This window comes from Streptacidiphilus albus JL83 (assembly GCF_000744705.1).
Classification (GTDB): domain Bacteria; phylum Actinomycetota; class Actinomycetes; order Streptomycetales; family Streptomycetaceae; genus Streptacidiphilus; species Streptacidiphilus albus.
This window is the reverse complement of sequence record NZ_JQML01000001.1, coordinates 7,449,524-7,462,807: the sequence shown is the minus strand read 5'-3', so window position 1 is coordinate 7,462,807 and position 13,284 is coordinate 7,449,524. Positions and strand designations below refer to the sequence as shown.

Below are 13,284 nucleotides of genomic sequence, written 5' to 3'. Positions count from 1 at the left end.
TGCCGAGAACCACAACGCGCGGGTCAACCAGCTTTGCCAGTGCCTCCGGCCGACAGGGCATGATGATCGATGCCGTCATCGGACACGCCACCCGCCGGATCCGCGTCCTGGGCTCCACCGCCCACCCGACCGCAGCCTGGGTCACGCAAGCCGCGAGGAACCCCACGATGGACCTTGAGGACGCCGGAGCCCGCATCAAGCACCTCATCCGGGACCGGGACGCGAAGTTCCCCGCCCTGTTCGACCAGATCCTCGCCGACGCCGGCATCGAGACGGAACTCACCGGCACACGCGTCCCACGCATGACGTCAAAGTCCTGCTGGAGCATTGACAAGCCCTGCCCCGTCAGCGCCGCCCGACGGTCGTCCGCCTATCTTCCGGTGACCGGTTCGGCGTCCGGATTGGGCGTGGTCAGATCGAAGTACGAGCCGGCCGGGGCCGAACGGTGCCGGGCCGGCGGCGGTACGGCCGGGCGGCCGGCGGCCTCCCAGCCGAGGACGGCAGTCGCGCGCTGCTGGGTGAACAGCGCCGTGCCGTCCGTCGAATAGCTCCAGGGCTCGAAGGCGACCATCCTGCCGATGGCCCGGAACTGCTCCACGGCCTCTGCCCAGCGCTCGGTCCGGACCAGGAAGACGGCGAGCCAACTGCGCATCGCATTGATCCGGACGTTCGCCGGATCGGCCGCCGCCAGGTCGATCAGTGCCTCGTCGATCGCCCACCGGACCTGTTCGCCACGCCAGAACGCGGGACGCAGCTTGCTGTCCTCGGGCCGGAGTTCACGGTTCAGCAGGTCCAGCCGGAGCAGGCTGAGCAGCGAGCCGACCGGAGCAGCGGCGATGGCCTGCTCGGTGAACTCCAGGACCAGGTCGGTCGAGCCGTACCAGCGCGGCAGCCAGTAGCTCTGCGCCGAGATATGGGCCAGGACATGGTGCGGGTCACGTGCGACCACCTCTGCCCAGAGCGCCCGGAACTCGTCGTTCCCCCACTGCAGGCCCTTGGCCGCGCCCAGCAGCACGACCCACGGCGTGGGATCCTCCGGGCTCAGGGCGGCAGCCTCCCGGCAGTGCTCCGGAACCTGGCGCAGCACTCGGAAGAAGCCGTCCCACTGCTCCCGGCTGACCTTGCTCGACACATCACCGGTGCGGATCTTCCAGGCCAGTTGGACCAGTGACGACGCCTCGATGGCTGCCGCCGCCCCGTCCTGCGGGTGGGCCTGCCGCCAGGCCTGCAACCAGCGGGCGTCCTCCGCCGCGAGGGCGCCGAAGATCCAGGTGTAGAGGTAGCGGCGCTCCCAGTCCCGCCCGGCCTCCCACATCAGTGCGCCCACCGGCTGCCAGTTCCCCGCCTTCGCGGCGAGGACTGCGGCGTCCAGGGCCGGGTCGTCCACCGACCGGTCGGTGCGCAGCTCCGTCCGCAGCGGCAGCCCGTACTCGGCCGGCTGGATGGTCCGGTTGCTGCTTCCGTCCTTGGCCGGGCCGGTGCCCGGCTGCCGACCGGCGGCCGCAGCAGCCTTGGCGTCGGAGGCCGGCCTCGGCGGTCGGGCCTTACCGGATATCCGTTCCAGGAATCGTGACATGCTTGTGCTCTCTCTTTCGCCTGCTATGACAACTGTCGTACAAGTTCACGTAGTTGACCGGTCGAGGGACGACCGGCGACGACCGCCTCGACGGCCGGCTGCAGGCGGTCGGCGAATCCCTCCGGCAGCAGTTCGGTGCGGATCTCGAAGTGGTGGCTGTGGCTCCAGGACAGTGGCCAGCCGCCGCGCCCGGCATCGGCGACGGTGACCTCCACCAGCGACCGCAGCCGCTTGCCGAAGTCGGTGCGCAGGTGCTCGTCCCGCAGGCGGCCGGTGGTGCCCTTGGCGATCTTCGGTTCCGGCAGTCGTCCGCAGAGCGCGGCCAGCCCGCCCCGGTCCACCACCTCCAGTACCTGCATCAGCGTGGGGCTGCCGCCGCTGACCGCAGAGGCCGCCGAGAGCAGTGGCCCGGCCTGCTCCAGGGCGTGGGCCCGGCCGGCGGCGTGCAGCAGGGTCGCCCAGTCCACCTGCTGCTTGCTGTTGTTCTCCGGCTTCCAGGCCGAACGGGCGACCGCCCCGAACAGCGGCGCGGGGAGGTGCAGGAACTCCATCGCGCTGCCGCTGTCCCGGCCCCGACCGTCCTCCGGCAGCGCCTCGATGGCGGCAACCCGCTCGTCCATCGGCGGGTGCGAGTCGTAGGGGGTGGTCTTGCGCTTCGGCAGGCTGCGCCGGATCGCGTCGAGCTCCTCGTTCCGCTCCGGGTCGGCGAGCAGGTGTCGAAAGCCGCCGATGAACTCGTCGGTGTGCGGCAGCAGTCCCAGCTTGCTCGCGGAGGCGGCGTAGTGGCCCAGGTAGAAGTCGAACCCTGCGTCCAGGGCCGGGATCTGACGGAGCGCGGAGGCGACGTTGTCACGCCCGGCGATCCGCACCGCCGCCAGGTCGGCAGCCCGCTCCTGCTCCCGGCTGATGGCCTGGGTGGTGCGCAGGTAGCGCTCGGCGTAGCCCTTGTAGAGGCCGAACAACACTCTGCTCAGGTTGTTGCCGCCACGGAACGCCCGCAGCGTGTTCATCATCGACTCCCGGCCCCGCTGAACCAGTCCGGCGAGCCGGGTGTCCTGGTTGGAGTAGTGGCCGAGTTCGTGTCCGACGACGGCGTCGAACTGGGCGGGGGTGAGCCCGATCAGCAACGGTGCGCCGAGCAGCATCCGGCGCTTGCCGGGTATCAGCCCCATCAGCCAGGACTCCTCGTGAACGGCCGCGTTGACGTCGGCGGTCATCCAGATCTCCTTGGGCGGCCGGGTCCCCATGGCCTCCGCGAGGATCTCGACCCGCTGCCACAGCACCGGCTGCTGCGCCTTGGTGACCGGCACGCCGGGGGGCTTCCGCATCCGGTTGCCGCGGGTGAAGAAGATGCCGCGGAGGATGGGCACGCCCGCCACCGCGCTGAAGCCGAGGGCATAGACGACGAGACGGGGGCTGGGATCGTCGCTGTTCAGGACCAGGTAGTCGATCGCCAGCAACAGCGCGAGCAGGCCGAAACCCATCGCATAGAACCCGACCAGAAGTCCGGCCGCCCGTATCGCCCTGCCCGAAGTCCTTGGCCCACTCGAAATGCCTGCCACTGTTCCCCCCGCCCCCCTGGTGTCCCGCGGAGACTATCGCCCACCACGAACTCCCTGCTCAAGGGGGTAGGGAGTGCACGGTCGCCGTCGACGACCGTCCCGACGGCGGCCGTACCGGCCGGATCGGTGCCGGCAACCCGAAGCCGCCCGATCCAGCCGATCCCACTCGTGCACGAGCAGGACAACTCGCGCACGAACAGGACAACTCGCGCACGAACGGGGCAGACCGTCCGAAGGAAAGCCGAACCGCCCACCGGAACCGTCAATTCCTGACCCCGACGAGCTCGCGTGCGAGTGCACGCGTTAGTGTCTGGCCACTTGCCCGCATTGTCTCAGCGGGCTCTCGGACAACTCACATCACAGGGGGAACCTGAGTGAGACCCCGTCTCCTCATACCTGCGACGCTGGTGACGGCCGTGCTTGTCACCGCCGCGCTGGCCCTGCCGGCTTCCTCGGCCTACGCCGACGACCCGGCGCCGTCGGCCACGCCGACGACGACCGCCACGGACACGCCGTCACCCACCGGTACGACTGCACCAGTGCCCACCGACACACCGTCATCACCCACCGGCACCCCGGCGCCCACCACAACGCCGACACCCACCAGCACGCCGGTCGCGACCGCGACGCCGACGTCCTCAGGAACCCCGCCGGTTACTGTCGGCGCTCCAACGGCGGGACTGCCCTGGGCGAACGACCTCCAGGTCCCCTACGACACCAGCAGCAACGACACGGCCATCTTCGACGTAGAGGTCACGGACTACGGCGGCGCCCCGGGAACGATCACCTCGGTCACGGCCACGCTCACCCCGGTGGCGACGCAGCCGGGCGGGGACTCCGGCCCGACCGTCCTCAAGCTCGGTGCGGCCGGCGGCCTGCCGTCCGACGACTGGTGGTACTCCCACTTCACGCTGCCGTCACTCGGCACCTACAGGGCGTCGGTCGAGGTCACTGACCAGGCCGGCAACGATGTGGTGATCGGAGTCGGAACCTTCCACTACCACGACGTCATGTCCTTCTCCCAGTTCACCGGTGACGGTCCGTCCCAGCTGAGCTACGACGACCATGAGCTCGGGGCCCATGGTGTCCTCACCGCGACCGACCCCCGTACCGGGCAGACTTCCCCGGTCGCGGGGGCGACCCTGCAGCCCACCTACAACGGCGTCAACAGCCAGGGCTACCCCGCACCGCAGTCCCTGGGCGCGGTGACCACTGCGGCGGACGGCACGTTCACCGTTCCACCGTATTCGGCACCGACCAGTGGCAGCATGAGCGTCAGCTACACGCCGCAGGGGACGGACGCGGTGGCGTACACGAGTACCTCGGTCGGCACGGACACCTACTGGACCACGCAGGAGTTGACGCGGGTCGTCGTCACGTCGCCGTCCAACGCGAATGTCCCGGTCGGCGGCTCCACCGCGATCACCGGCATCATCGAACGTGAGGACAACGGCAGTTGGCTACCTGCGCCCGGGGAGCAGTTCGAGCTCGAAACGGGCTCCTACGCGACTGATGTGTACGACGGCACCGCCGACGGCACTGGGCACTTCAGCATTCCGGTGAACCGGGCCGGCTCCTACAACGTCAACACCGAAATGACGCCGTACCTGTACTTCGACGGCAGCTCGTACGTGACTGTGCACATCCCGCAGCCGGACTCCATCACCGGCCTCAGCATCAGCGAGGACGCCTACGGCGAGGCCGTGATCAGCGGCAACGTCTACCTCGGCAGCGCGAATGTGTCCCTGGGCCACGGCTACGTCCAGGTGCAGTACTCGTCCGACGACAGGAACTGGCACACCGTCGGCAGCACCGCCGTCGGCGGTTCCAACGCGGTGAACGACACGTTCTCCTGCTACGCCGTCTACGGCGGCAGGGCCAACGGCTACTGGCGGGTCTACTTCGCGGGCACGCCCGACTGGAGGGCGGTCTACAGCAAGGCCGTCTACCTCTCGCGCGAGTACACCTGGATCTCCGGCGGCAGGCCGAGCAGCAGCCACCCGGGGCGCAACCAGCGCGAGTACTTCTCCGGGACGCTGCACCAGTACTACTCGGGCAAATGGCACAACTTCCCCAAGGCCAAGGTCCAACTGCTGTTCCGGCCCACCGGCGGCAAGACCTGGTACCTGATGGCCACCGCCACCACCAACGGCAGCGGCAACTACAACATCAGCGCCCAGGACCCCGAAGGCGGCACCTGGATGGTCACCTACCTGTACGCGGACAGCGCCCACCTCGACACCGAGGGCCCCAGCACCTGGGTCGGCGTCCACTGACCAGGCCCCGCCACCACTGACCGGGGCGAGCGGCCGCACCACAGCCGCCCGCCCCGCGTCGTCCCGGGGCCGGAATCTCCCGGACCGTGGCCCCGCGAACCCCGCGCCGGGGTCGGCCGCGCGTCGGGTGCGCAGGTGGTCGCGGTGGGGGTCGACCAGTGCGGGCCGGTAGCGAGGGCGACGCGCAGGACCAGCGGTCAGCTGCAGCGATGATATTCCGAGCGGTACAGGGCGTGCGCGGGCACGGCACGGACCCAGGGCTCCGCTCGCAACTACTCGCGGGGGATGTCGTCACCCCTGGGGGGAGACCGATACTCATCGGGAAGCAAGCAGGTCAGGGCTTTGCCAATGCGGCGAGTTGACGCGCCTGCAATCGCGTTTCGTCGTTCATCGGGAAGAAGCACTCGATGCGCAGCTCCTGCAGCGTCACGTCCTGCGGTGTCCCGAGCGTCGTCACGGTGGAGAAGAAGTCGAAGCGCCGGTCACCGTGCACGTACCGGATCGGCACGATCGGCAGCACCGGTGCGGCCGCGTCGAGCGACCGCAGCGAGGCCGGCACCCCGGGGTAGTTCAGCACCTCGTCGAGGATCTGCTGGGCGCGCTCGTCGGTGATGCCCCCGATCGCCTCCCGGCGCACGCGCCGGACCAGCGCCTCGGCGACCTCCGGCCAGTTCGTCACATGGCGGCGGACACCGTCGGGGTGGAACATCCGGCGCAGTACGTTCGCCGGTCCGGGAGCGTTCCTCGGCTGCCCGCCTCGGAGGAGAGCGAAGAAGCGGCGAGCGGCGGCGTTGGTGTCCCGGATGTCCCAGCTCCGGTCCATCACCAGGGCGGGGAAGGGCTCCTGCTGCGTCAGGATGCTCTCGAGCGCGTCGCGGACGGCGGCGAGCGACGGCGCGTCCAGTTCGGACTCCGGGTATTCGGGCGCGAACCCGGCCTTGAGCAGCAGGGTGTTGCGTTCGCGCAGGGGTACGTCGAGTACCTCCGCGAGCTTCAGGAGCATGGCTCGGCTGGGGTTCGAGCGGCCGGTCTCGAGGAAACACAGATGGCGGACCGATACGGCGGCCTCGGCGGCCAGAGCCAGCTGGCTCAACTGCCGAGCGCTCCTCCAGTGCTTCAACAGCTGACCGACCTCAGACACCAGACGAGTATCCCGCAGTCCACGCGTGCGGCTGCACCACCGCCTCCAGCGGGGGCCGGGCAACGCTCGCGGTGTAGTTCGTCATCGCGGAGATCGCCACCCCGGTGATCACCTCGAACAGCTGCTCCTCGGCGAAGCCGGCCGCCGTGAACTCCGCCACGTCTGCCTCATCGAGTCGGCCCCGCTTGTCGATGAACGCACGGGTGAGCGTGGACAGCGCCGCCATCCGCCGGTCGGTGGGCGGATCGCCGCGGCGCAGGGCCTCGATCACGGCCGGTTCGACTCCGTCCGCGAGCGCTTCCAGCGTGTGGAACGCGACCGCCCATTCGCTGCCGTTGGCGACCGCGTTGGACAGGAGCAGGACCTGCCGTTCGTCCGGGCTGAACGTGCCGCCGCCCCGGAAGTGCCCGAACGCGGAGAAGAAGGTGTTCAACAGCGCCGGCGAGTTCGCCATGAGCCCGGCCGCGGCCGGAACGAACCCGAATGCCCCCTGCAAGACCGTCAGCGGCTCCTTCGCGGCTTCGGGCGCGGTGTCGGCGGTGTGGATCTGGTACTTGGTCATGACTCGGAGTCTGCGGCAGCCACGACGTCGATCCAATTCCCTCGGAGGTAAATGCGCGCTGCACCGCTCGCGCCGGGTCACTGCGGCAGTCCGACGAGACGGGTGCCTGATCCAGCGCTGCACGCCGCGTCGAACGTGTGATCACCCGGCGCCTCGACGACCTGTCGTCGGATCCCACGCTCTTCGGACACGTCGTCCGGGTCCAGGACGCGGTTCGCATCGGTGAGCGCTCGCGCGACTGATGGCGCTTGATGAAGAGCGCCATCACCCGTCCCGGTGGAGGGCTTGGGGGAGCGGCGCCGAGGGTGCGCCTCCTGCTGGGCGGAGATGCCGCTCGGGGCCAGGCGCGGGGCTGCGTTGGCGCTGTCGGCGCAACTGGCGACAACCGCGGGCGTCAACGCCACCATCGCCGGCCTCCCCGGTGACGGACCCGGCCCGCCCGTCCTGGGGACAGCAGGGTCGGAGGTCACCTTCGGCCGGGGCCGGGGGGGGTGGTCTTTTTGGGGTCCCTCGGCACGATGAGTAATCGAGCGGTGAGACCCCGCCCTCGGCCATCGAGGGAGCCCGTCCGGGTCGATGGCGAGGATGCGTCATGGCCGCCGGACTCCGCCGTGTCATCATCGCCCACAGATTCCGCACCCCACACCCCTACCAGCCATAACCCGAAGAAATCCAGGCCGTCCTCACATCCTGGGCAATCGCCGGAACATGACCGCCGCCGCCCGGGATCCCGGCCTGAGGAGCGTGTCGCTGCCGCACCGGGCCGCCCACACCCTGCTGTCCATGTCGGGATCCCGCCCCGTCGGGACGCCCCGAAGACGCCCGATGGGCCGGGGCTGGCTATCCGGCTTCACCGGGTTCCAACAAGGCGGCGATCATGGCTGCGGCATGCCACTGCTCGAACGCGCGGTGGCTCCAGCCACGCTCCTCCACGAGAAGCCGGTAGTTGGCCGGCTGGATCTGCAGCCACAGCATGTCGGCGGCAACCCCGGGGTGGACGTCGCGCCGCAGCGAACCCTCCACGGCCGCCGCCGCAATGACGCCGCGGGCACACTCCAGCAGCTCTTCCTGGGCCGCCTCCAGCAGTTGCGCCAGCTCGGGGTCGCTCCCCGCGGCCTGCTCGAGCACACGCTGCAGCGGCCCGAGCCGCTGCGAGATGGCAGCGGTGAAGGCGGAGAACTCCCCAAGCAACCGCTGCGCGTCAGGGATCGCCAGGATCCGACGGAATCCTTCGTTGTTCGCGCTGACGGAACCGCCCTCGGCCGCCCGCCGACGGGCGAACGCGAACAGCTGCGCCTTGCCGCCGACCCCGAAGACGGTCTGACGGGAAACACCGGCGCGGGCCGCGATCTGCTCGATCGTGGCGCCTGCGTAGCCGGCGTCCACGAACACCTCCCCGGCGGCGTCCACCACGGCCTCGCGGGTACGGCGGGCGGCCTCCTCGCGCAGGGGCGAGCGATACGTGCGCTGAGTCTTCTTGACGCTTGCCATGTGATTTAACTAGACTCCAAGTCAGTTCATTGTCCTCATGGTTAACCCAATTCTAGGAGCAGGAGACCCGCTTTGTCGACATCGGAGACTCTGCTGCGCTATTCGGTTATGCGGTGAGTCGGTAGCTGAGGTGGGTGAGTCTGCTGGCGCGTGACAGTGCAGGTGGGGTTCCTTCGGTGCTCCAGTGGGCGTCGAGGCGGATGACGTTGAGTGCGGCGGCGGAGAAGGCGTGCTGGAGACGGACCTTGGGCAGGCCGCGGTAACGGGCCCGGCGGATTCCGGTGACGTCCAGGGCCTGGTTGATGGTGCCCTCGATCCCGGCGCGCAGGGCGTACTTGGCTTGCCAGGTATCGGTCTTCTGCTCGGTGCGGGCGGCGGTCAGTGCCTGGTGGAGCTCGCGGGGCTGGAGCGTGAGCATGCGGGTGCCGCGTCGCGAGGCGGTGCACTGCTCGCGTGCGGGGCAGGGCCGGCAGTCGCTGCGGGCGAAGTCGACGACGATCGCGTCGTGGCCGTGCTGCCGGACCGGGTACCAGCCGCTGCTTGTCCTGCCTTCGGGGCAGCGGACCTGGCGGGCCTTCCAGTCGATGCGGAAGGCGTCCTTGGCGTAGCCGGTGTCGGCCCTGGCCTGGGGCGAGGTGTCGGGCCGGAGCGGGGTGACCATGGTGATGCCCTGCTCGGAGGCGGCCCGGACCAGCGCGGCGGAAGGGTATCCGGCGTCAAGGTAGTGCTCGCCCGGTGCCAGGCCCCGCGTCGCCAGGTTCTCCTGGACCGGCGCGGTGGCGTTCACGTCCGGCACGGTCGCGTCGGTGGTGTACACATCCGTGATCAGCCGCACCGGCAGACGCCCGGGCGACGGCTCACCACCGGCTTCGGCTTCGGCTTCGGCTTCGGCTTCGGCTTCGGCTTCGGCTTCGGCTTCGGCTTCGGCTTCGGCTTCGGCTTCGGGAGGAGCATCGCAGCTCTCTGTCAGATGGATCTTGTATCCGCACCAGAACAGGTCCTCGCCTTTCGCCGCCCAGCGCGCGTCCGGGTCGTACGGAGAGGCGAGGCGCGTATGGCCGGGCGGGACGCCGTCACTGTCGGCCTCCCGCTTGCGGATCACCTCCCGTCCCCGGGTGTCGGTGGCAACCAGGTACGTTTGCACCGTGATCCGCCGCAGCAGCGCAACGGGCTCCAGGGTCCGCAGCACCGGAGGGGCTGTCGGTGCCCACACCGCCCGCAGCAGGGCGACGGCGTCCTGCCCGAACACCGTGGCCAGCCGTTCCCGCTTGACCTGGGAGGAAGGTATCTTCCAACCGTTCACCCGCTCGCCGTAGCGCAGCGCGAGCTCGGGCACGTTCACTGCCTGGGCCAGCCAGGCCGGAGCGACCACCGCCAGCGCTTCCAGCGCCGCGCGCACCGATTCCCCAGCCAGCTCGAGGCGGTTCAGGTCACGCACCGCGCTGATCACGTGCGTGGAGTCCGTGCGCTGCTTGCCCCCGGCCCCGACCAGGCCCTGCCCGCGGCACCAGTCCAGCAGCCGGTCGAAGACCACACGCTCCATCCCGTGCTCGACCAGCCGCGCCCGGAACCGGGCCAGCACACTGTCATCGAAGCCGGTCGCGCCCAGCTCCATCCCCATCGCGTACTTCCAGTCGATCGCGCGAACCGCCATCGCCGCCGCCTGCCGATCCGTCAGGTCCTCGGCGAACTGCAACACCGTGACCAGCGACAACAAGGCCGGCGACAGCCCCGGGGCACCCCGGACCCCGAACGCACCCGCGAACGGCTCGTCCGCGAAGACCTCACCAAGCCTGTCCCGCACGCTCATCGCCAGCGACCCCTGCGGAAACGCCGACCGTGCCACCCGGACCGTATCCGCCGGAATCTCCGGCAAGCCCCTAACCTGCAACGACATCGCACCACCCCCTGCGACCCCACGACAGGACAGTGGCCGCAGAAGCGATCATCCCCTCAACCATCATGCTCATGCAGCGAATTGCGCAGCAGAGTCATCGGACGCTCTCAAGCCGTGGCGGATTCTGGGCTTCGGCAAGCACCCGGAGATAGGCGAGAAGGTTCAGGCACGCCTGCGGGGAGCCGGCCTGGCTGCCACGGTCATAGTCATCACCGACGACGAGGCCGGTGACACCCGGCTGATCCAGGAACTGGGCGACACCGAGTACGACGGCGTGGTGATCGGCAGCTTCATCAACGGACAGGACCCTGAGCTTCCGCCGACCGAACTGACAGCCCTCTGGTTCAACCGGATCCTCAATATCATTCACACCCACGCGCCGACCGCTAAGATCATCTTGGTTCGCAACCCCGGCGACGCACTGCACGCGGTCGACCGCGTGCTCGGGTAGGCCCGGCGACCGGTGCCGCCGACGGGGAGCTCCGCGACCACGGGCTTCCCCGAAGCACCAGAGCTGAGCAGTCCCAGCTGTACGCTGCTCGATCGCTGAATTGAACACGCTCAGGCTCTGACGGACGCCATGCCGAACGCGTTCATTCGAACACCAAAGCCACGCCGCGTGAAGCGCAGCACAGCGCACCGGCCTGTACGGATGTGGTTCTCGACACCCTGTGGCGCTCGCCCTCGTCCATCGGCCCAAGTACGCACCCGAGTAGGATCCGCCGGCCAGCAGAGACACATGGAACACACAAGGCGGAGTACATGAGCCAGCGCAACCGGCGAAGGAGTGCGGCCGCGATCGCCACGACGTTGCTGGCGGCAGCGTTCTCACTGTTGCCCATGACCGGGGCCTCGGCCGCAACCGGCTTCAATGCCTGTCCGCGAGGCTACGTATGCGGCTGGAGCGGTACCGAGGGCACCGGGCAGCTCTACAAGACCAAGAGCAGCGAACCGACCCTCGGCGCCTGGTCGGACCGTATCCGCTCGTACTGGAACCGGAGCAGTGAGGACGCCTGCCTGTACTCGAAGGCCGACTACTCCTTCTACGGCGGCGGCATCTACTTCGACGACGAGGCCGGACAGGGAGCCACTGGTTACGACTCCAGCCTGGACCGTGCCATCAAGTCCATCAAGATGGTCGCCACCGACCGGGAGCGCTACACCACAGCGTGGCCCGCGTGGTATGCGGTCAAGTCCCCCAAGCCGATGGGTTTCGGCGACCTGAACAACGACGGGACTGCGGACCTGGTCGCCCGCGACGACGCCGGTCGGCTGTGGTCCGTCTCCGGGACCAACGGCAGCGCCCGCTATCTGGGCTCCGGCTGGAACGGCATGAACCTCATCATCCGCCACGGCGACCTCAACGGCGACGGCCGCGAGGACGTCCTGGCTCGGACCGACGGCGGCAATCTGTTTCTGCATCCCGGTCTCGGCAACGGCACCGTCGGCGCGGGACACTGGATCAGCGGCGGCTGGAACCAGTACACCGCCCTCACCGGAGTCGGCGACTTCACCGGCAACGGCAAGGACGACCTGGTAGGCCGCACCGCGAACGGCTCGCTGTACCTGATCCCCGGGCGCGGCAACGGTACTTTCGGGCCGCGCACGCTCATCGGCCGCGGCTTCAACCAGTTCACGGCGATCGTCGGCGCCGGCGACCTCAATGGCGACGGCCACCCCGACCTGATCGCCCGCGCCTCCAACGGCCACCTGCGGGCCTTCTACGGCAACGGCCGCGGCGGCCTCGCATCATCCCGCCTGATCAGCACAGCCAACTGGAACCGTTTCACCTCCTTCGTCGCCCTCGGTGACGCCACCGGCGACGGCAAGCCGGACCTGGTGGGCCTGTCGGGAGAGGACCCCAGCGGCAACCTCGGCGTCGGCTACCTGATGCCGGGCAACGGCAGCGGTGGCTACGCCGCCTGGCAGGTCATCAATATGGACTGGTGGGGCCTCAACGGCATCTTCTGAAGCCAGAGGCCGGTTCCCGGCCCGGGGTGAGCCCCCCGGCTTCGAGTTCCGCGTGCCGGATCAGGGGACCGAAGTCGAGGGCAGGGGCGGCCGCGGTTGGTCCAACGAGTGGGGATGCCGGGCAGTCCGCGCACGACACCACCGAGGCCGCCGGCGCCGGCCGCGACCGTGTGGGTCCACTGGTGATCCCACGCTCCAGTCCGCCTGCACGGAATACTGCTCGCCGGCCCACCGGTGCTCCACACTCCACGACCAGGTGTGAGAAGTGGGCGAGCGCCAGCGGCACTGCGGGGGTGACCGCCCCGGTCGCGTACGCGGCCGGGGACGCGGCAGCGGTGACGGCTAGGACCACCGCAGTGGCGACGGCAAGTGACGCGCGTGCAGGCTTCCTCTGTGTTCCCCCGGGGAAGTGGGTCGAGCGCAGGAGCACACTACGTCAGCCCTGCGGACGGTGCGGGCTCTAGGTCGGGATCAACCAGTTGGGCCTCCACGGCCCGCAGGTGTCCGAGGCGATCGAGGCCCCCGAGTCCGTCAGTACGGCGTACAAACCCGGACTGTGCGGGTGCCGACAAATCATCCGGCCAGGTAGGGCCGTAGTCACCGATCTCCGCATGGCCCAAGCGGCGGGTAGCGCAATGCTACTTGGGGGGGCGGAAGCTGCAGGACCTTGATGCTTCCGGGCAGTGCGGGGCGGTCCATCGGCTACAGGGCGTCAGAGGCGGCCGTGTCGTTGTCGAACAGTGCCACCACGGGACTGGCGACGCGGGCGGCGGCGAAGGCGGGGACCGTGGCCACCAGCGAGTGGGGT

General features: G+C 69.4%; 9 protein-coding genes. 3 read left to right on the top strand and 6 right to left on the bottom strand.

Going from position 1 to position 13,284, the window contains the following annotated elements; translation table 11 throughout:
• Positions 1 to 370 precede the first annotated feature (370 nt).
• Complete coding sequence (locus BS75_RS32625) at positions 371 to 1,576, bottom strand: DUF4034 domain-containing protein (RefSeq protein WP_052069953.1); 1,206 nt, start codon at positions 1,574 to 1,576, stop codon at positions 371 to 373.
• A gap of 23 nt (positions 1,577 to 1,599) precedes the next feature.
• Positions 1,600 to 3,060, bottom strand: coding sequence for a M48 family metallopeptidase (locus tag BS75_RS32620; protein ID WP_042440628.1), 1,461 nt, complete (start codon positions 3,058 to 3,060; stop codon positions 1,600 to 1,602).
• 485 nt (positions 3,061 to 3,545) lie between these two features.
• Here BS75_RS32620 and BS75_RS32615 point away from each other — a divergent pair, with 485 nt between their 5' ends.
• Positions 3,546 to 5,414 carry a hypothetical protein gene (locus BS75_RS32615; protein WP_034090806.1) on the top strand — a complete coding sequence of 623 codons (1,869 nt, stop codon included), beginning with the start codon at positions 3,546 to 3,548 and terminating at the stop codon, positions 5,412 to 5,414.
• 334 nt (positions 5,415 to 5,748) lie between these two features.
• On the opposite strand, the gene BS75_RS32610 is transcribed toward BS75_RS32615, so the two are convergent.
• The 4 genes from BS75_RS32610 to BS75_RS32595 all read right to left on the bottom strand — a co-directional run bounded on the left by BS75_RS32610 (position 5,749) and on the right by BS75_RS32595 (position 10,307).
• Positions 5,749 to 6,555: a helix-turn-helix domain-containing protein gene (locus BS75_RS32610; RefSeq protein WP_034090805.1), complete on the bottom strand. Its 807-nt coding sequence runs from the start codon at positions 6,553 to 6,555 to the stop codon at positions 5,749 to 5,751.
• On the bottom strand, positions 6,548 to 7,117 hold the full coding sequence (locus BS75_RS32605) for a carboxymuconolactone decarboxylase family protein (protein WP_034090804.1): 570 nt from the start codon (positions 7,115 to 7,117) through the stop codon (positions 6,548 to 6,550). Before BS75_RS32605 ends, BS75_RS32610 begins: the two co-directional genes overlap by 8 nt.
• Before the next feature lie 840 nt (positions 7,118 to 7,957).
• A complete protein-coding gene (locus BS75_RS45100) occupies positions 7,958 to 8,608 on the bottom strand; it encodes a TetR/AcrR family transcriptional regulator (protein WP_052069951.1) in 651 nt (216 codons plus the stop codon).
• A 106-nt stretch (positions 8,609 to 8,714) separates the two neighbouring features.
• A complete protein-coding gene (locus BS75_RS32595) occupies positions 8,715 to 10,307 on the bottom strand; it encodes a transposase (RefSeq protein WP_231607956.1) in 1,593 nt (530 codons plus the stop codon).
• A gap of 1 nt (position 10,308) precedes the next feature.
• Between BS75_RS32595 and BS75_RS49600 the strand changes: the two genes are divergently transcribed.
• Together BS75_RS49600 and BS75_RS32590 are read left to right on the top strand one after the other, a co-directional pair.
• Entirely contained in the window at positions 10,309 to 10,956 is a 648-nt protein-coding gene (locus BS75_RS49600; protein ID WP_197091978.1) for a hypothetical protein, read from the top strand.
• 311 nt (positions 10,957 to 11,267) lie between these two features.
• Positions 11,268 to 12,476, top strand: a complete 1,209-nt coding sequence (locus BS75_RS32590) for an FG-GAP-like repeat-containing protein (protein WP_034090802.1) — start codon at positions 11,268 to 11,270, stop codon at positions 12,474 to 12,476.
• Positions 12,477 to 13,284: the final 808 nt, after the last annotated feature.